The following is a 17,897-nucleotide window of genomic DNA, read 5'->3' on the forward strand; positions in this document are numbered from 1 at the left end:
GGTCAGCGCTGGGGGGACGGCGAGGAGTCGACGGGCTCGTCGAGGGACGAGGGCCGGGCGTCGAGGGGAGAGGCCTCGTCGTCGCCGAGGTCGTGGAAGTGCTCGGCGGCGGCGCGCCGGGCCCGGCGCCGGTCGACGACGCGGGCGAGTTGGATGGCGAGCTCGAACAGCACGATCATCGGCCCGGCCATGAGCAGCATGGTGAACGGGTCCTGCGTCGGCGTGACGAACGCGGCGAACACGATGGTGAGGAAGAAGATCCACCGGCGGCTCCTGGCCAGCACCTCGTGGCTCAGCACACCGGCCAGGTTCAGCGCGACCGCGATGAGCGGCACCTCGAAGCTGGCGCCGAACGCGACCAGCAGCGACAGCACGAACCCGATGTAGTCCTGGGCGGTCAGCGCGACGACGACGCCGTCGCCGGCGAGGCTCAGCAGCAGCTCCAGCCCGGCCGAGAGCGACACGTAGGCCAGGACGGCGCCGAGGGCGAACAGCGTCGAGGAGACGGCGACGAACGCGATGCCGTAGCGCTTCTCGTTGCGCTTGAGGCCGGGGGTGATGAACGCCCACAGCTGGTACAGCCAGAAGGGGGCGGAGAGCACCACCCCGGCCAGGAAGGCGACCTTGAGGCGGATGAAGACGCCACCGAAGACGTTGGTGATGAGCAGACCGCACCCGCCGGCGTCGTCCCCGCCGTAGCGGAGCTCCTCGGGCAGCCCGCAGTACGGGGCACGGATGAACTCCCCGAGGCCGTGCCCGTACCACCAGAACGAGATGGCGGTGGCCACGAGGATGGCCAGCCCCGCCTTGGAGATGCGGTTGCGCAGCTCGGTGAGGTGCGCGATCAGGCTCATCGTCGCCTGCGCGTCGCGGGGTGGCCGACGCCGACGGCGCGTGCCGCGGGTCGACTCGCTCACCGCCGTGCTCCCGGGTGCAGGAGGGTCAGCGCGAGCTGTCGGACGAGCGCGCCTGGTCCGCCCGAACCCGCAGCTCGGCGGCGCGGAGCTCGGCGAGCCGGGCCTCCTCCTGCAGCTGCGCGTTCGGGTCGCCGGACGGGGCCGCCGGGGGAACGATCTCGCCGCGGACCGGCGTGGTGGTCGTGGCGGCGTCCTTCGAGCGGACGTCGTCGTCCTTCATGCCCTTCATCTCGCCCTTGAAGATGCGCAGCGAACGGCCGAGCGAGCGCGAGGCGTCGGGCAGCTTCTTGTAGCCGAAGAGCAGCAGGATGGCCAGGATGATCAGGCCGATCTCGAGCGGGCCGAGTCCCATGGCGCGTCCTCCAGAACGTTCGGGTGGCTGCGGAGATGCTACGCCGGGAAATGGGGCGTCCCAAGGGCCTGCGCCGACGCCGCGGGGCAGGCGGCGGCGTGTTCGCCCGCCGTTCAACCGGCGGTCGCGCGCTGGTCGCGCAGCTGCGCGGCCCGTTCCGCGGACTGCTGCGCCTGTGCGCGCACCGGGGCGACGTCGCGCTCGGCCGCCTCGAGCTCCCGGCCCAGCCGGGCGAAGGCGCCCAGCGTGCCGTGCGCGACCACACCGAGGACGACGAGCGCCAGCACCACCACGACGGCCAGGACGATCCAGAACACCACGGGGGCGACCCTAGCCGTCGCGGCCCGGCCGAACGCCGTACCGGGCGAGGGCGGCCCGCGCCTCGGCGGCCACCTGGACGCCGATCTCGGACGGCTCGTCGACGACCGCCCTGCCGCCGAGGGTGGCCACCAGCCGCCGCGCCCAGGCGAGGTCGCCGGTGCGGACGGTGACGGCCAGCCCACCGGGGGGGTCCTCGACCGGGGTGACGTCCTCGGTCGGGTAGTACTCGGCGACCCACCGCGCGCTGCGGTCCAGCCGCAGCCGGACCGCCGGGGCGTCGGGGGCCGGCTGGTAGATGCCGTCGTCCAGATTGCGTTCCGTGGCCTGCGGCGGGGGCGCGGCCGCCTCGTCGAGGACGACGACGTCGTCGAGCCGGTCGAGCCGGAACAGCCGGACCCCCTCGGCCCGCCGGCACCAGGCCTCCAGGTACGACCGGCCGTCGACCAGGAGCAGCCGCATCGGGTCCACGGTGCGCTCGGTGCGCTCGTCACGGGTCGGCACGTAGTAGTGCAGGTGGAGGGCGCGGCGGCGCTCCAGGGCGTCGCGGAGGACGGCCAGGTTCTCCTCCCGCGCGTCCACGCTGACCGCCACCGGGCTGACCCGGTCGGCCGCGTCACCGGCTGCGGCCGACACCTTGGCCAGCGCGTGGCTGACCGCGTCCCGCTCGGCGAGCCCCGGCAGCTCGAGCAGCGTGCGCAGCGCCACCACGAGCGCGACCGCCTCGTCGGTGGTCAGGCGCAGCGGCCGGACCATGCCGGCGCTGAAGGTGACCCTGACCCGGTCGCCCTCGAAGGCGACGTCGATCAGGTCACCGGGACCGTAGCCGGGCAGGCCGCACATCCAGAGCAGCTCGAGGTCGCTGCGCACCTGCCGCTCGGTCACGCCGAAGTCGCGGGCGGCCTCGGCGACCGCCACCCCGTCGGGGCGGGCGCTGAGGTACGGCACGAGGGCCAGCAGCCGGGTCATCCGGTCGGTCGTCCTCACGCCCCCTCCCCCATCGCGGCCAGGCGGGTCAGCCGGGCGATGACCGCCTCGCGGACCTGGGTGGGCGCCTCCACCACGACGTCGGCGCCGTAGGCGGCCAGCTGGTCGGCCAGCGCCCACGGCTCGGTGGTGCGCAGCTGCAGCCGGTCGTCGCCGTCGTCGGCGGGGCCGAGCGACGTGGCGTGCCGGCGCAGCCCCACGGCGGTGCCGGGCCGGGCGCGGACGACGACCAGGTGCTCCTCCCCCCCGACCTGGCCGGCCACGACCGCGGTGAGGTCGAGGTCGGCCGGGGGCTCGAACGCCCCGTCCGGGCCGACCGCCTTGGGTGCGCCGACCACCCGGGACAGGCGGAACACCCGCGGGGCCTGCCGGTCCAGGTCGTGGCCGACGAGGTACCAGCGCCCGTGCCAGGCGACGACGCCCCACGGCTGGACGTCCCGGCGGACGGCGGTGTCCTCGTCGGGACGCCGGTAGTCGAACTGCAGCCGCCGGCGGTCACGCGCCGCGGCGTAGCAGGGCTCGAACGCCGTCTCCCCCCGGTCGATGCGTGGCTGGATGGGGATCGAGCCGGAGGTGTCGACGTCGACCCCGGCGGCCCTGAGCTTGACCAGCGCGCTCTGTGCGGCGCCGGCCAGCTGCGCCGACTCCCAGAGCCGCAGGGCCAGGCCCACCGCGGCCGCCTCCTCGCCGGTCAGGTGGATCTCGGGCAGCTCGTAGTCGGCGCGGGCGATGCGGTAGCCGTCCTCGGTGTCGAAGACGCTGGTGCGGCCGGTCTCCAGCGGCACGCCCATCTCGCGCAGCTCGGCCTTGTCCCGCTCGAACATCCGCTTGAACGCCTCGTCGGCCCGGTCGCTGCCGTCGTCGGCCTCGTAGCCGGGCACCGTGGCGCGGATCCGTGCGGCGGTCACGTACTGCCGGGTGCTGAGCAGCGCGATGACCAGGTTGACCAGTCGCTCCGCCCGCTTGGCCGCCATGACGACCAGGCTAGTCAGCCGGTGCCCGGTCCACCTCGCCGGTGCGCCCTCCCCGGGGTCCGCTGGCTAGCCTTCGTCCATGCCCTTCTCCGCCTCTCCCCCGCCCTCGCGCATCCGTTGGCGCCGCGGTCGGGTGACGGCCAGCGCACGGAGCGGGCGGGACACCTTCGCGCTGACCGTCGACGTTCCCGGCGACGGGGAGCTCCCCGCCCTCGCGTACGCGTCGCTGGTCGGCTCACCCGAGGTCGGCGACGACGTGCTCCTCAACACCACGGCGCTCGCCCAGGGCCTCGGGACCGGGGGCTACGCGCTCGTCGTCGCCCTCCCCGACCGGCTGCCGCCGGACCCGGAGGGCCCCGGCCACCTGGTCAAGGCCCGGTACACACCGCTGCAGGTGACGGTGCAGGGCGTCGATGAGCAGGACACCGAGCACCACGCCGCGATCGCGGCGGCCGACGACCTCGCCGGGATGCCGGTGGTGGTCGCGGACCTGCACTCGGCGCTGCCGGCCGTCCTCATCGGGATGCTCGCGACCGACCCGGACCTGAAGGTCGCCTACGTGATGACCGACGGCGGCGCGCTCCCCGCCGCCTTCTCCCGGACGCTCGACGCGCTGAAGACCTCGTTGGCGGGGGTGGTCACCGTGGGTCAGTCCTTCGGGGGTGACCTGGAGGCGGTCACCCTGCACACCGGGCTGCTGGCGGCCAAGCACGTGCTCGGCGCGGACCTGGCGGTCGTCAGCCAGGGGCCGGGCAACCTGGGCACCGGAACGCCGTGGGGCTTCTCCGGCGTCGCCGCCGGCGAGGCGTGCAACGCGGTGAGCGTGCTGGGCGGCCTGCCCGTAGGCGCGCTGCGGATCTCCGACGCGGACCCGCGTCCCCGCCACCGCGGGGTCTCCCACCACTCGCTGACCGCGTTCGGGCGGGTGGCCCTCGGCGGAGTGACCGTGGTCGCGCCGCGGGGGCTGACGTCGGAGCTGGGCGGCCAGGTGGACGAGGACCTCGCCGGGCAGCCCGAGCGCAACGTGGTGGTGTGGGTGGACACCGATGGGCTCGACACCGCTCTGGGGCTCTCTCCCGTGCCGCTGCGCACGATGGGCCGGGGCTACCCCGAGGAGCGCGCCTACTTCCTCGCCGCCGCCGCGGCCGGCCGCTACGCCGCCCTGCAGGTACCCCTGCCGGAGGCCGCCGTCGCCCAGGAGGAGGCCACCGGGAGCACCGACCGAGCGGGTGCGGACGCCACCACCTGAGGTCGTGCCGAGCCGGCCCGGAGGGGCCCGCGCAGGCACGACGCAGCGGCTCGACGCCGTCGGGCGCGGCACCTGGCCGCGTGCGGTCCGGAGAACCGCAGGTCACATGGAGGCGATGAGCTTCTCGACGCGCTCGTCGACGGACTTGAACGGGTCCTTGCACAGCACGGTGCGCTGGGCCTGGTCGTTGAGCTTGAGGTGCACCCAGTCGACGGTGAAGTCCCGGCGCTTCTCCTGGGCCTTGCGGATGAACTCGCCGCGCAACTTGGCGCGGGTCGTCTGCGGCGGCACGTTCTTCGCCTCGAACACCCGGGGCTCGTGGACGACGCGGTCGACCTGACCGTTGCGCTCGAGCAGGTAGTAGAGGCCGCGGGTGCGGCTGATGTCGTGGTAGGCGAGGTCCATCTGCGCGACCCGCGGGGAGGACAGCGGCAGGTCGCGCTTGGTCCGGTACCGCTCGATCAGGCTGTACTTGATGGCCCAGTCGATCTCGCGGTCGATGAGGCTGAGGTCCTCGCTGTCGACGGCCTTGAGCACCCGCCCCCACAGCTCCAGCATCTGCCGGTGCACGGGGCTGCAGCCCTCGCGGTCGACGAACTCGGTGGCCCGGCTGTGGTACTCGGACTGGATCTCCAGCGCCGACATCTCGCGGCCGCCGGCCAGCCGCACCTTGCGGCGGCCGGTCATGTCGTGGCTGATCTCCCGGATCGCCCGGATCGGGTTCTCCAGCGTCATGTCCCGGATGGGCACCCCGGCCTCGATCATGCGCAGCACGAGGTCGGTCATGGTGACCTTGAGCAGCGTCGTCGTCTCGCTCATGTTCGAGTCGCCGACGATGACGTGCAGCCGGCGGTAGCGCTCGGCGTCGGCGTGCGGCTCGTCGCGGGTGTTGATGATCGGGCGGGACCGGGTGGTGGCGCTGGAGACGCCCTCCCAGATGTGCTCGGCCCGCTGGCTGACGCAGTACAGCGCGCCGCGCGGCGTCTGCAGCACCTTGCCGGCGCCGACGACGACCTGCCGGCTGACCAGGAAAGGGATCAGGACGTCGGCCAGCCGGCCGAACTCGCCGTGCCGGCCGACGAGGTAGTTCTCGTGGCAGCCGTAGCTGTTGCCGGCCGAGTCGGTGTTGTTCTTGAACAGGTAGATGTCGCCGGTGACGCCCTCCTCGGCCAGGCGTTGCTCGGCGTCGACCAGCAGCCCCTCGAGGATCCGCTCACCGGCCTTGTCGTGGACGACCAGCTCGGAAAGGTCGTCGCACTCGGCCGTGGCGTACTCGGGGTGGCTGCCGACGTCGAGGTAGAGCCGGGAGCCGTTGCGCAGGAACACGTTGGAGCTGCGCCCCCACGACACCACCCGCCGGAACAGGTACCGCGCCACCTCGTCCGGCGAGAGCCGGCGCTGGCCCCTGAAGGTGCACGTGACGCCGTACTCGGTCTCGATCCCGAAGATCCGTCGGTCCACGCTTCGAGACTAGGCGCCGAAAGCGACACAGGCCCATCGCCGGACCCGCGGGTTCGCTACCGCTTCGCGTCGAGCCGCTGCAGCAGGTCGTCGAACGCCTGCTCGATCTCGTCGTGCCCGTTCTGCGCCGCGCGCTGCTTGCCGTGGATCAGCGCCGCCCGGTTGACCTTCGCGAAGTCCCCGTAGGGGAAGTGGTAGCGCTTCTTGGTCTCCACGTTCGCGTCCGGGTCGACGGCGAGGTGCCAGGCGGCGTAGCCGTCCCAGCCGTGCTCATCGATCTCGGTGTTGCCGTCGTCGGCGGACGGCGCGGCGTCGGACCACTCGGTCTCGTCGTCGTAGGTTCCCGCGTCGATCAGCTTCCGCGCCCGGGCGACGGCGTCCTGGTTCACCTCGTAGTTCGGCATGCCGTCTCCCCTACCCAGCCGACGGGCTCAGTCCTCCGGTTCCCCGTCGGTCCGCGGGTGGCTCTCGCCGGTGTCGGGAACGCCGCCCGCGGTGTCCGGCGCCGCCGGGTCACCGAGGCCGGCGGGCGTGCCGGGTGCGGGGTGGGTGGGCACGTGGGCGGAGTGCTGCGTCTGCGGCTCCTGCTCCCCGGCCTGCCCGTCGCCCAGGAGGCCGTGCAGGGCGGCGCCGACGACGCGTCGGAACGCCCGCTTGGGCCGCCGCCGGTCGAGGACGGCGACCTCGAGCTGCTGGGCGCCCAGACGAGCGGGGCCGCCGTTGCCGGCGCCGGCCGTGGCGGGGCTGACGGCGGAGAGTGCGTCGACCCCCACCTTGAGCGCGTCGGCCAGGCCCATGCCCGGGTGGAAGTTCTCGCGCAGGTGCGAGGTCACCGAGTCGGCCTGACCGCCCATGACGACGAAGTCCGGCTCGTCGACGACGGAGCCGTCGAAGGTGAGCCGGTACAGCTGGTCGAGGTCGGGGGTCTCCCCGACCTCGGCGACGCAGAGCTCGACCTCGTAGGGCTTCATCTGCTCGGTGAAGATGGCGCCGAGCGTCTGGGCGTAGGCGTTGGCGATGACGCGGCCGGTGACGTCGCGGCGGTTGTAGGAGTAGCCGCGGACGTCGGCCAGGCGCACCCCGGCCACCCGGAGGCTCTCGAACTCGCTGTAGCGGCCGACGGCGGCGAAGCCGATCCGGTCGTAGATTTCGCCGAGCTTGTGCAGCGTGGAACTGGGGTTCTCGGCGATCAGCAGGACGCCGTCGGCGTAGGTGAGGACGGCGACGCTGCGGCCGCGGGAGATGCCCTTGCGGGCGTACTCCGAGCGGTCGCGCATGACCTGCTCGGCGGAGGCGTAGTACGGCATGGTCATGGCTCAGGCCTCCCGCTCGGTGTTCTGGCGGTCCGCGGCCGCGCGCTCGGTGACGATGCGGTCGGCGACCGCGGCCACCTCGGCGTCGGTCAGCCGGACGGCGCCCTCGGCGTCCACCCGGTAGACGATCGGGTAGAGCCGGCGGACCGGGTCGGGGCCGCCGGTGGCGGAGTCATCGTCGGCGGCGTCGTAGAGGGCCTCGACGACGGTGCGGGTGGCCTCGTCGGCCGGCAGGCCGTACCGCCAGGTCTTCTTCAGCGAGTTCTTGGCGAACAGCGAGCCGGAGCCGACGGCGGCGTACCCGCGCTCCTCGTAGTTCCCGCCGGTGACGTCGTAGCTGAAGATGCGCCCCGGGGAGGAGCCCGGCGCGGCGTCGAGGTCGAAGCCGGCGAAGAGCGGAACGACGGCGAGGCCCTGCAGTGCCGCGCCGAGGTTGCCGCGGATCATCTGGGCCAGGCGGTTGGCCTTGCCGTCGAGGCTCATCGTGAGCCCCTCGATCTTCTCGTAGTGCTCGAGCTCGACCTGGTAGAGCTTCACCATCTCGATCGCGATGCCCGCGGCGCCGGCGATGCCGATGACGCTGTAGGAGTCGGCCGGGTAGACCTTCTCGATGTCGCGGCTGGAGATCAGGTTGCCCATCGTGGCCCGGCGGTCGCCGCCCATGAGGACGCCGCCGTCGTAGGTCGCCGCGACGATCGTGGTGCCGTGCGGCGCGATGTCACCCACGGGCAGCTGTGGAACCGGCCGGCGGCCGGGTAGCAGCTCCGGCGCGGCCGTCGACAGGAAGTCGGTGAACGAGGAGCCCACCCGGTCCAGGTAGGCGGGCGGGAACCCGCTCCGGCCAGCCGACGACTCGCTCACCCATCCACCTCTCCCGCCTGCGTCTGCCGGCGTGACCGCTGCTCCACCGGGACGCCGCGCGTGGTGCTCGTGCGTGTTCCCGGACCTCGCTGCGACCCTACCGGCGGCCGGTGACGTCGGCTGGCCCGTCCGGGTCCGCGCTGCCCGCGGCCCGGAGCAGCGCCAGCGCGTGCTGCTCGCGGTGGTGCTGCACGTAGAAGGCGGCCACGTGCAGCAGGTCGGGGTCGTCGGTAAAACAGACCGAGGCCGTTGTTGCATCTCTGACACAAGGGTCGGCGGGTGACCCCGGTGTCGTGGTCGTGATCCAGGTGCTCCGGAGACGGGCTCCGACAGATGGCGCAGACGTCTCCCTGCGCCATCCGCAGCGCATCAACCTGGGACTTGGTCATGCCGTAACGACGCTCGAAGTAGCCCTCGCTGCTGGCGGCGTTCGCGCAGCTCTTGCACCGGCTGCCGAATCCCGGGTGCGGCGGTTGCGCGTGTAGTCGTCGTGGGACACCGGTCGACGACAGGAGGGGTACCAGCGGAAGCATCGGGGATCCACGAGTAGGCGCGGACTTGCTTGCCCATCTCCTCCCGCCGCTGGCGATACCAACCGCTGTTCCGCTGGCGAGTGCACGCGAGGCAGTAGAACAACAGCCCGCCCTCGAGCGAACGGTTGCGGCCGAACTCAGCAGCCTGCACGTGGCCGCATGCCGGACACTGCTTGCTCATAGCAGGCAGTAATCAGCTGATCACTGTCCGCCCTTCTGTACGTAGGCCCGAACGAACTCCTCGGCGTTCTCCTCGAGGACGTCGTCGATCTCGTCCAGGAGCGAGTCGACGTCCTCGGTCATCTCCTTGTGCCGCTCGGCGACCTCGGTGTCGACCGAGGCCTCGACCTCGTCTGTCTCCTCGCGCGACCGCGTCGCCTTCTGCTGCCCGCCGGTGTCCCTGGTGGCCATCGCTCGCCCTCCGCTCCTGAGAACTGCTGCTGCGCAGAAAGCTACCCGCACACACCGACATCCGGACGCCCCGAGAGCGACTCCGCCCTGCCCGGCACAGGCGACCGGCCGACAGGAGGCATGTCGCGGCACCGTCATGGGATTGTCAGGGCTCCGGGCTGTCGGCCGAAACTCCGGGCGGAAACACCGAGGGTGCGGACCGTTACCTCCTCGGTCCGACGACCGTTCAGAGGCCGTGGCGGGCGCCCGAAGGGTCCCTGTCCTCGGTCCCGGAGGACCTGCGCGACGACCTCGTGCGGCTGTCGCGGCATGAACCCGGGTCGACTCGGCTCGCTCCGGTCAGTACGGCCTGGGCCTGGACACGCGGACCGGCTGGGCGGCCGACGCCGCGGAGCGGTGGAACCTCTCCAGAGGACCCGACGGCACCTCGGGCGACGGCGGCAACTGACCACCCGGTCCCCGGCGGCTCAGCTGCCGGTGATGGTGTCCACCAGCTCCTGCGCCGTCGCCGAGGCCTCGAACAGGGCGCCCACGTGCTCGCGGGTGCCCCGCAGCGGCTCCATGGTCGGGATCCGGACCAGGTTGTCCCGCCCCAGGTCGAACACCACCGAGTCCCAGGACGCCGCGGCGACCTGGGCGGGGAAGCGGCGCAGGCACTCGCCGCGGAAGAACGCCCGCGTGTCGCCGGGCGGGTGCACCATCGCACAGGCGACCTCCTCGTCGGTCAGCAGCCGCTGCATGGCACCCCGGGCCACCAGCCGGTGGTACAGCCCCTTGTCGGTCCGCACGTCGGAGTACTGCAGGTCGACCAGGCGCAGCCGGGAGTCACCCCAGCCCAGGCCGTCGCGGGCGCGGTAGCCCTCCAGCAGCCGCAGCTTGGCCGGCCAGTCCAGCCGGTCGGCCAGGCGCATGGGGTCGGCCTCCAGGTCGTCGAGCACCTCGGCCCAACGGCGCAGCACGTCGGCGGTCTGCTCGTCGGCCTCTCCCCCGCTCTCGATGAACCGCACGGCATGCTCGAGGTAGCGGCGCTGGACCTCGACGGCGGTCATGCGACGGCCGTCGCGCAGGAGCACCCGGTGGCTGAGCGTCGGGTCGTGGCTGATCGCCTGCAGCTCCTGCACCGGCTCCTCCAGGGCCAGGTCGTGCGGGAGCGCCCGCGCCTCGATCATCGCCAGCACCAGCGACGTCGTCCCGACCTTGAGGTACGTCGCGAGCTCGGCGAGGTTGGCGTCACCGATGATCACGTGCAGCCGGCGGTACTCGTCGGGATTGGCGTGCGGCTCGTCGCGCGTGTTGATGATCGGCCGCTTGAGCGTCGTCTCCAGGCCCACCTCGACCTCGAAGAAGTCGGCCCGCTGCGACAGCTGGAAGCCCTCCTTGCGGCTCTCGGTGCCGATGCCGACCCGGCCCGAGCCGGCGAACACCTGGCGGGTCACGAAGAACGGCACCAGCCCGCGGATGATGTCGATGAACGGGGTGCGCCGGTCCATCAGGTAGTTCTCGTGGGAGCCGTAGGAGGCGCCCTTGCCGTCGGTGTTGTTCTTGTAGAGCTGGATGGGCTGCGTGCCGGGGATACGCGCCGCGCGACGGGCCGCCTCGGCCATCACCCGCTCCCCCGCCTTGTCCCACAGCACGATGTCGCGCGGGGTCGTGACCTCCGGGGTCGAGTACTCGGGGTGGGCGTGGTCGACGTAGAGCCGGGCGCCGTTGGTCAGGATGACGTTGGCCATCCCGGAGTCCTCGTCCAGGTCGTTGTGATCGAGGGCCTGCGCCGGCGTGAGGTCGAAGCCGCGGGCGTCGCGCAGCGGCGACTCCTCCTCGAAGTCCCAGCGTGGCCGGCGCGGGGTCGGCGCCTCGGCGACGGCCCACGCGTTGACGACCTGGCTGCTCAGCGTGGTCGGGTTCGCCCCCGGCTGCCCCGGCACGGAGATCCCGTACTCCACCTCGGTGCCCATGACCCGCCGCACGCTCATGGCCCAACCCTAGGCCGCGTCGGTCCGGAGGCTCCGGGTCGCCACCGGACCGGTGCGGTGGCAGGCATCGAGACGAATCCGTAACCTGGGTGACGCCCCGGCCGCAGCAGAGCGGCCGGGACCGCGTGCGGGATGCCACGGCCGTCGAGCCGCTCCCCGTGCAGTCACCGGACGTGCCGCGCGTCCTCTCCGCCCAGCGGCACGGTCCTCCACCTCTCCGGCTCCGTGGGCGGAGCGTGCTGCCGTCGCGACGGCGGGCACGTCGGCGCCCGCCGTTCGAGAGGATCATGACGAACCCGAGCACGAACTCACGCCTGTCCACCCGCTCCCTCCGGCGTCGTACCGCCGGCATCGCCGCCACCGGCGCCGTGCTCCTGGCCCCGTTCCTGGGAACCGGCACCGCCGCGGCTGCCGACGGCGCCACCTGGGACCGCCTCGCGCAGTGCGAGAGCAGCGGCGACTGGGCGATCAACACCGGGAACGGCTACTACGGCGGCCTGCAGTTCTCGCCGTCCACCTGGGCGGGCTTCGGCGGCACCGAGTACGCCGAGCGTGCCGACCTGGCCACCCGTGAGCAGCAGATCGCGATCGCCGAGAAGACCCTGGCGGTCCAGGGCTGGGGCGCCTGGCCGGCCTGCTCGGCGAAGCTGGGTCTGGGCGAGGCGGACAAGGCGGGCAGCGCCGCGGCTCCCGCACCCGCCCCGGCGCCGGCGCCGGGGCCTGCGGCGGAGGCCCCAGCGCCCGCTCCGGCCGACCCCGCCGCGCCGTACACGGTGCGCGCCGGCGACACGCTGTCGGCGATCGCCGCGGACAACGGGCTGCAGTGGCGGTCGCTGTACGAGAACAACCGGGACGTCATCGGTGCGGACCCCGCGCTGATCTTCCCCGGTCAGGTGCTCGACGTGGCCTGACCGACCGGCACAGGGATCGGCCCGGCCCACCCCGTGGGTGGACCGGGCCGTTCGCTGTCCTTCCAGACCTGCCCCGGGCGGACTGGCCCTGGCTACAGGTACTGGCCGGTGTTCGTGGCCGTGTCGATGGCCCGGCCGGTCTCGTTGCCCTTGCCGCTGATGAGCGTGCGGATGTAGACGATCCGCTCGCCCTTCTTGCCCGAGATCCGCGCCCAGTCGTCGGGGTTGGTCGTGTTCGGCAGGTCCTCGTTCTCCTTGAACTCGTCGAGGCAGGCCTGCATCAGGTGCCCGACCCGGAGCCCTCCGGTGCCGGTCTCCAACCGCTCCTTGATCGCCATCTTTTTCGCGCGGTCGACGATGTTCTGCAGCATGGCCCCGGAGTTGAAGTCCTTGAAGTACAGGACCTCCTTGTCGCCGTTGGCGTAGGTGACCTCGAGGAAGCGGTTCTCCTCGCTCTCGGTGTACATCCGCTCGACGGTGCGCTGGATCATCCCGGCGATCGTCGAGTCGCGGTTGCCACCGTGCTCGGCGAGGTCGTCGGGGTGCAGCGGCAGCTCCGGCACCAGGTACTTGCTGAAGATGTCGCGGGCTGCCTCGGCGTCGGGGCGCTCGATCTTGATCTTCACGTCCAGCCGGCCGGGCCGGAGGATCGCCGGGTCGATCATGTCCTCGCGGTTGGAGGCGCCGATGACGATGACGTTCTCCAGCCCTTCGACGCCGTCGATCTCGCTGAGCAGCTGAGGGACGATCGTCGACTCGACGTCGGAGGAGACCCCCGAACCGCGGGTGCGGAAGATCGAATCCATCTCGTCGAAGAACACGATGACCGGCGTGCCCTCGCTGGCCTTCTCGCGGGCCCGCTGGAACACCAGCCGGATGTGCCGCTCGGTCTCCCCGACGTACTTGTTGAGCAGCTCCGGGCCCTTGATGTTCAGGAAGTACGACTTCGCCTGGTTGACGCCCTCGCCGCGGACGGCGGCGACCTTCTTCGCCAGCGAGTTCGCCACCGCCTTGGCGATCAGCGTCTTGCCGCAGCCGGGCGGACCGTACAGCAGGATGCCCTTCGGCGGCCGCAGCTGGTACTCGCGGAACAGGTCGGCGTGCAGGAACGGCAGCTCGACGGCGTCGCGGATCTGCTCGATCTGCCGGGAGAGCCCGCCGATGTCGGCGTAGTCGATGTCGGGGACCTCTTCGAGGACCAGCTCTTCGACCTCGCTCTTGGGGATGCGCTCGTAGACGTAGCCCGAGCGCGTCTCCAGCAGCAGCGAGTCGCCCACGCGCAGCGGCTGACCGGTCAGCGAGTCGGCGAGGTAGACCACGCGCTCCTCGTCGGTGTGTCCGATGACCAGCGCACGCTGGGTGACGCCGTCGACCGGCTCCAGCAGCTCCTTCAGCATGACGACATCGCCCTGGCGCTCGAACTCCCGCGCCTCGACGACGTTCATCGCCTCGTTGAGCATGACCTCCTGGCCGGCCCGCAGCTCGTCCACCGGGACGTTCGGCGACACCGACACCCGCAGCTTCCGGCCACCGGTGAAGACGTCGACGGTGCCGTCGTCGTACCCGGTGAGGAAGACGCCGTAGCCCGACGGCGGCTGCCCGAGCCGGTCCACCTCCTCCTTGAGCGAGACCAGCTGCTCGCGGGCGTCCCGCAGCGTGCCGGCCAGCTTGTCGTTGCGCTCGGAGAGGAAGGCCGCCCGGCCTTCCGCCTCCGCGATCCGCTCCTCCAGCGCACGCACCTGGCGCGGGCTGTCGGCCACCTTGCGGCGGAGCAGGCCGATCTCCTCCTCGAGGTAGGAGATCTGGCTGAGCAGCGCCGTCACGTCGCGTTCGCGCCGCGCGCGCAGTTCGTCAGGACCCAGGCCCATCACGCACCTCCGCACTGTCGGGGGAGCCAGGACGCAAATCTATACACGCGCGGCGACACTTCGCCGTGGGCTCGCTGAGGTCGCGACGCGGTGCTAGGAGGTCGCGAACGGCGCCCACGGCTCCGTCCCGGGGCTCGCCGCGAGCTGGCCAGCGGGAAGGGGGCCGGGGTCCGCTTTCAGTGCTTCTGCGCGCGGCGCTGCCGGATCGGGGCGACGGTGCCCTCGGCGAGACGGCGGGCGGTCACCAGGAAGGCGGTGTGCGCCACCATCCGGTGCTCCGGCCGCACCGCCAGGCCCACCGCGTGCCACGGCCGCATCAGCGTCTCCCAGGCGTAGGGCTCGGTCCAGGCGCCCTGCGCGCGCAGCGCCTCCACGTAGGTGGACAGCTGGGTGACCGTCGCGACGTAGCCGACCAGCACCCCGCCCGGCCGCAGCGCGGCGGCGACGGTGGGCAGCACCGCCCAGGGCTCGAGCATGTCGAGGACGACGCGGTCGACGACCTCGTCGGCGGGGTGGTCGGCGAGGTCGCCCAGCCGGAGGGTCCAGTTGGCCGGCACCTCGCCGAAGAACGCCCCGACGTTGCCGCGGGCGACGTCGAGGAAGTCCTCGCGCCGCTCGTAGCTGGTCAGGGAGCCCTCGGCGCCGACCGCGCGCAGCAGCGAGCAGCTCAGCGCGCCCGAGCCGGCCCCGGCCTCCAGCACCCGCATGCCCGGGCCCACGTCGCCGAAACCGACGATCTGCGCGGCGTCCTTCGGGTAGATGACCTGCGCGCCGCGGGGCATGGAGAGCACGTAGTCCGACAGCAGCGGTCGAAGCGCCAGGTAGCCGGTGTTGGCCGTCGAGTGGACGACCGACCCCTCAGGGGCGCCGATGAGATCGTCGTGCTCGATCGCCCCGCGGTGGGTGTGGAACTGCTTGCCCGGCGTGAGGACGACGGTGTGCAGGCGGCCCTTGGGGTCGGTCAGCTGCACCCGGTCGCCGGCCACGAAGGCGCCGTCGACCGGCTCGGCCCGCTGGGCCGACACCTCGGCCGGCGCGTCCGTCGGCGCCTGCGCGGGCGTCTCCCCCGGCGCGGGCTGCGCCTCGTCGACGACGTCGGTCCCCGGCTCCTGCTCACTGGTCACGGGCGACCAGCGTACGGACGGCGTGGATGTGACCCGGGACGCCGATGCGGCGCGGGCACTCGGAACTGTCGGAGGGGCGACCTAGCCTCGGGGGCATGACGGCGATGGTGCACACCGAACCGCAGGCCGACGGCTCCGCTCCGGCGGCCGTCCCGCCCGCCCAGGACGCCCCGGCCCCCCGCCGCCCCTCGTTGTCGCCCAGCCGCGCGGCCGACTTCAAGACCTGCCCGCTGCTGTACCGCTTCCGCACCATCGACCGGCTGCCCGAGCGCAAGAGCCTCGCCGCGGTCCGTGGCACCCTCGTCCACTCGGTGCTCGAGCGGCTCTACGACCTGCCGCCGGCCCGGCGCACCCCCGAGGAGGCGCTGGAGCTGCTGGAGCCGGCCTGGGCGGAGCTGCGGGAGGAGCCCGGCATCGCCGAGCTGTTCGAGACCGCGCAGGCCGATGGCGGCGAGACCGACGCGAACGCCCCCGAGTCCGTCGCGGTGTGGCTGGCGTCGGCCGGAAAGCTCGTCGAGCGCTACTTCACGCTGGAGGACCCTCGCCGGATCCAGCCCGACGGGCGCGAGCAGCTGGTGGAGGTGACGCTCCCCGACGGGCTGCTGCTGCGCGGTTACGTCGACCGGCTCGACGTCGCCCCGAACGGTGCACTGCGGGTGGTCGACTACAAGACCGGCTCGATGCCCCGCGAGGCCTTCGAGTCCAAGGCGCTCTTCCAGATGAAGTTCTACGCGCTGGTCCTCTGGCGCACCCGCGGCGTGGTCGCCGCCCAGCTCAAGCTGCTCTACCTGGGTGACGGCGACGCGCTGACCTACGCCCCGGAGGAGGCCGAGCTGGTCCGCTTCGAGCGGACGCTGCTGGCCATCTGGTCGGCCATCGAGCGGGCCGTCGCCACCGGTGAGTTCCGGCCGAACAAGTCCCGCCTGTGCGGCTGGTGCGACCACCAGGCGCTGTGCCCGGCGTTCGGCGGCACTCCCCCGCCGTTCCCCGCCGAGGCGGCCGCGGCCGCGGGCTGGCGCACCACCCTGCCGGTCGCCCCCGTCTGACCCACGGCAGCCGCTGACGGTGATGCGCACGTCGGTGAGCGCACGAGGGTCGGGCGGCGGGGGCGTCGGGTCGCCCGGTCAGGCGGGGCGCTCAGCGGCCGGGGACCGCCCTGGCCGGTCCGGCCGCGAGCACCTCGTCGAGCTCGGCCGGCCCGACGCCCACCAGCGTGCCCCGCAGGGTGAGCCCGGGGGTCGGCGGCACCGGCTGCAGCGCGGGCACGCCGAGCACCGCCATCCCGGCGGCCAGCCCCGCGGTCACGCCGACCAGGGAGTCCTCGATCACCACGCAGCCGACGGGATCGACGCCCAGTGCCGCCGCGGCCTGCAGGTAGGGCGCCGGATCGGGCTTGCGGGCCGGCACCTCGTCGCCGCAGACGGTCACATCGAACGGATCCGCGCCCAGGTCGGCGGTGATCCTGGCCAGGACGAGCGCGGCGAGCCGGCGGGGGGTCGTCGTCACGAGGGCGGTGGCCGGGCCGGCCTCGCGGACGGCGGCCAGCAGCTCGCGAGCCCCGGGGCGCCACGGGATGCCGCCCCCGGACATCAGCACCGCCACCCGGTCCTCGATCCAGCCGGCATCGGCGAGCAGCTGCGCCTCGGTCCGGTGCACCCCGAGATCGGCGTGGAGCACCTGCATGGCGCGCCGCATGCTGGTGCCCACCGTCGCAGCACGTGCCTCCGGCGACATCTGCCCGCCGAGCGAGGCGGCGAGCTCGAACATCGCCTCGCCCCAGTACTCCTCGGTCTCCACGAGCGTGCCGTCCATGTCGAACAGCACCGCCCGGACGCCGTCGCCGACCGAGGGGGCCGTGGCGCCCCGTCCACCCACCGGAGCCACCGACACGCTCCCGAGTCTAGGGACGACGCCACCGTCGCTCCCCCGCGCCGGGCGACGTGGCGCGGAACTCAGGCCGGGCGGGTCCCCACCATCGTGGCGAAGGCGATCACGTTGTCCTCGTAGCTGCGGGCCGAGGAGTCGAAGTCGCCGCCGCAGGTGATCAGGCGCAGCTGCGCGTCGTCGGTGTTGCCGTAGACCTCGAGGGTCGGGAAGTCGTTCTTCGGGTGCCGCTCCACCCGGTCGACGGCGAACACCGCGACCGTGCCGTCCGCGCGCGCCACCTCCACCTCGTCGCCGGGCTGCAGCGCCCCGAGGCCGAAGAAGACACCTGGGCCGTGCTCGGCGGAGTCCACGTGGCCCAGGATCACCGCCGGTCCGAGCGCGCCGGGGGCCGGACCGCGCTGGTACCAGCCGGCCTGGTCGTCCGGGCCTAGCGGCGGCACCTCGACGGCGCCGTCGTCGTCGAGGCCCAGACGCAGCAGGCCGCTGGTGACATCGATGGCAGGGATGGTGACCGAGACGGGGGCGGCCACGGTCCCGGCCTGCGGCGCGGGAGCGGGCTGCTCCCCCGCCTCTGCCGGTGCGGGCTCGGCCGTGGGCGAGGGCTGGATCCGGTCGGGGGGCGCCACGGCGGGCTGCGGCGCCTGCCGCTGACCGGTCACGGCCACCGCGACGGCGACCACGGCCACGACGAGGAGGCCCGCGGCCAGCGCCAGCCAGGTGCGGGGGCTCGGCCGGCGGCCGGTCTGCTCGGTCACGGT

At 72.9% G+C, this 17,897-nt stretch carries 18 protein-coding genes and 1 pseudogene; 3 read left to right on the forward strand and 16 right to left on the reverse strand.

The genetic code is table 11. The features are described 5' to 3' along the window. Positions 1–2: 2 nt before the first annotated feature. The 5 genes from tatC to ACI791_RS06870 form a co-directional block, all read right to left on the reverse strand. Positions 3–917: a twin-arginine translocase subunit TatC gene (gene tatC, locus ACI791_RS06850; RefSeq protein WP_347056832.1), complete on the reverse strand. Its 915-nt coding sequence runs from the start codon at positions 915–917 to the stop codon at positions 3–5. Positions 918–942: 25 nt separating this feature from the next. Then, positions 943–1,269: a Sec-independent protein translocase subunit TatA gene (gene tatA, locus ACI791_RS06855; protein WP_456585363.1), complete on the reverse strand. Its 327-nt coding sequence runs from the start codon at positions 1,267–1,269 to the stop codon at positions 943–945. A gap of 113 nt (positions 1,270–1,382) precedes the next feature. Beyond that, the gene (locus tag ACI791_RS06860; RefSeq protein ID WP_456585364.1) at positions 1,383–1,589 is read right to left on the reverse strand and encodes a hypothetical protein; all 207 of its coding nucleotides are present in this window, start codon (positions 1,587–1,589) and stop codon (positions 1,383–1,385) included. A 10-nt stretch (positions 1,590–1,599) separates the two neighbouring features. Continuing rightward, positions 1,600–2,574 carry a helix-turn-helix transcriptional regulator gene (locus ACI791_RS06865; RefSeq protein ID WP_456585365.1) on the reverse strand — a complete coding sequence of 325 codons (975 nt, stop codon included), beginning with the start codon at positions 2,572–2,574 and terminating at the stop codon, positions 1,600–1,602. Beyond that, on the reverse strand, positions 2,571–3,548 hold the full coding sequence (locus tag ACI791_RS06870) for a helix-turn-helix transcriptional regulator (protein WP_456585366.1): 978 nt from the start codon (positions 3,546–3,548) through the stop codon (positions 2,571–2,573). The genes ACI791_RS06865 and ACI791_RS06870 overlap by 4 nt, the downstream gene beginning before the upstream one ends. 79 nt (positions 3,549–3,627) lie before the next feature. Here ACI791_RS06870 and ACI791_RS06875 point away from each other — a divergent pair, with 79 nt between their 5' ends. After that, a complete protein-coding gene (locus ACI791_RS06875; RefSeq protein WP_456585367.1) occupies positions 3,628–4,797 on the forward strand; it encodes a DUF3866 family protein in 1,170 nt (389 codons plus the stop codon). Positions 4,798–4,899: 102 nt separating this feature from the next. On the opposite strand, the gene pafA is transcribed toward ACI791_RS06875, so the two are convergent. The 7 genes and pseudogenes from pafA to dop form a co-directional block, all read right to left on the reverse strand. Next, a complete protein-coding gene (gene pafA, locus ACI791_RS06880; RefSeq protein ID WP_456585368.1) occupies positions 4,900–6,258 on the reverse strand; it encodes a Pup--protein ligase in 1,359 nt (452 codons plus the stop codon). A 56-nt stretch (positions 6,259–6,314) separates the two neighbouring features. Beyond that, positions 6,315–6,662, reverse strand: coding sequence for a hypothetical protein (locus tag ACI791_RS06885; RefSeq protein ID WP_456585369.1), 348 nt, complete (start codon positions 6,660–6,662; stop codon positions 6,315–6,317). A 27-nt stretch (positions 6,663–6,689) separates the two neighbouring features. Further along, positions 6,690–7,571 carry a proteasome subunit alpha gene (prcA, locus tag ACI791_RS06890; protein ID WP_456585370.1) on the reverse strand — a complete coding sequence of 294 codons (882 nt, stop codon included), beginning with the start codon at positions 7,569–7,571 and terminating at the stop codon, positions 6,690–6,692. 3 nt (positions 7,572–7,574) lie between these two features. Then, a complete protein-coding gene (gene prcB / locus ACI791_RS06895) occupies positions 7,575–8,432 on the reverse strand; it encodes a proteasome subunit beta (protein WP_456585371.1) in 858 nt (285 codons plus the stop codon). 245 nt (positions 8,433–8,677) lie between these two features. Then, positions 8,678–8,965 (reverse strand): annotated as a pseudogene (locus ACI791_RS06900) (endonuclease domain-containing protein); the annotation flags it as partial. A 201-nt stretch (positions 8,966–9,166) separates the two neighbouring features. Continuing rightward, positions 9,167–9,376 carry a ubiquitin-like protein Pup gene (locus ACI791_RS06905; protein ID WP_456585372.1) on the reverse strand — a complete coding sequence of 70 codons (210 nt, stop codon included), beginning with the start codon at positions 9,374–9,376 and terminating at the stop codon, positions 9,167–9,169. Between the two features lie 467 nt (positions 9,377–9,843). Further along, a complete protein-coding gene (dop, locus tag ACI791_RS06910; protein WP_456585373.1) occupies positions 9,844–11,349 on the reverse strand; it encodes a depupylase/deamidase Dop in 1,506 nt (501 codons plus the stop codon). A gap of 287 nt (positions 11,350–11,636) precedes the next feature. On the opposite strand from dop, the gene ACI791_RS06915 reads away from it, so the two are divergent. Further along, positions 11,637–12,260, forward strand: coding sequence for a transglycosylase family protein (locus ACI791_RS06915; protein ID WP_456585374.1), 624 nt, complete (start codon positions 11,637–11,639; stop codon positions 12,258–12,260). Positions 12,261–12,352: 92 nt separating this feature from the next. Here the strand turns inward: ACI791_RS06915 and arc are convergent, their stop codons facing one another. Both arc and ACI791_RS06925 read right to left on the reverse strand, forming a co-directional pair. After that, the gene (gene arc, locus ACI791_RS06920) at positions 12,353–14,128 is read right to left on the reverse strand and encodes a proteasome ATPase (protein ID WP_456585375.1); all 1,776 of its coding nucleotides are present in this window, start codon (positions 14,126–14,128) and stop codon (positions 12,353–12,355) included. A 176-nt stretch (positions 14,129–14,304) separates the two neighbouring features. After that, positions 14,305–15,252, reverse strand: a complete 948-nt coding sequence (locus ACI791_RS06925) for a tRNA (adenine-N1)-methyltransferase (protein WP_456585376.1) — start codon at positions 15,250–15,252, stop codon at positions 14,305–14,307. Between the two features lie 95 nt (positions 15,253–15,347). On the opposite strand from ACI791_RS06925, the gene ACI791_RS06930 reads away from it, so the two are divergent. Then, on the forward strand, positions 15,348–16,298 hold the full coding sequence (locus tag ACI791_RS06930; RefSeq protein ID WP_456585377.1) for a RecB family exonuclease: 951 nt from the start codon (positions 15,348–15,350) through the stop codon (positions 16,296–16,298). Between the two features lie 91 nt (positions 16,299–16,389). On the opposite strand, the gene ACI791_RS06935 is transcribed toward ACI791_RS06930, so the two are convergent. Further along, entirely contained in the window at positions 16,390–17,142 is a 753-nt protein-coding gene (locus tag ACI791_RS06935; RefSeq protein ID WP_456585378.1) for an HAD family hydrolase, read from the reverse strand. Positions 17,143–17,204: 62 nt separating this feature from the next. Continuing rightward, positions 17,205–17,894: a class F sortase gene (locus ACI791_RS06940; protein WP_456585379.1), complete on the reverse strand. Its 690-nt coding sequence runs from the start codon at positions 17,892–17,894 to the stop codon at positions 17,205–17,207. Positions 17,895–17,897: the final 3 nt, after the last annotated feature.

The organism is Blastococcus sp. SYSU DS0973 (assembly GCF_054051055.1).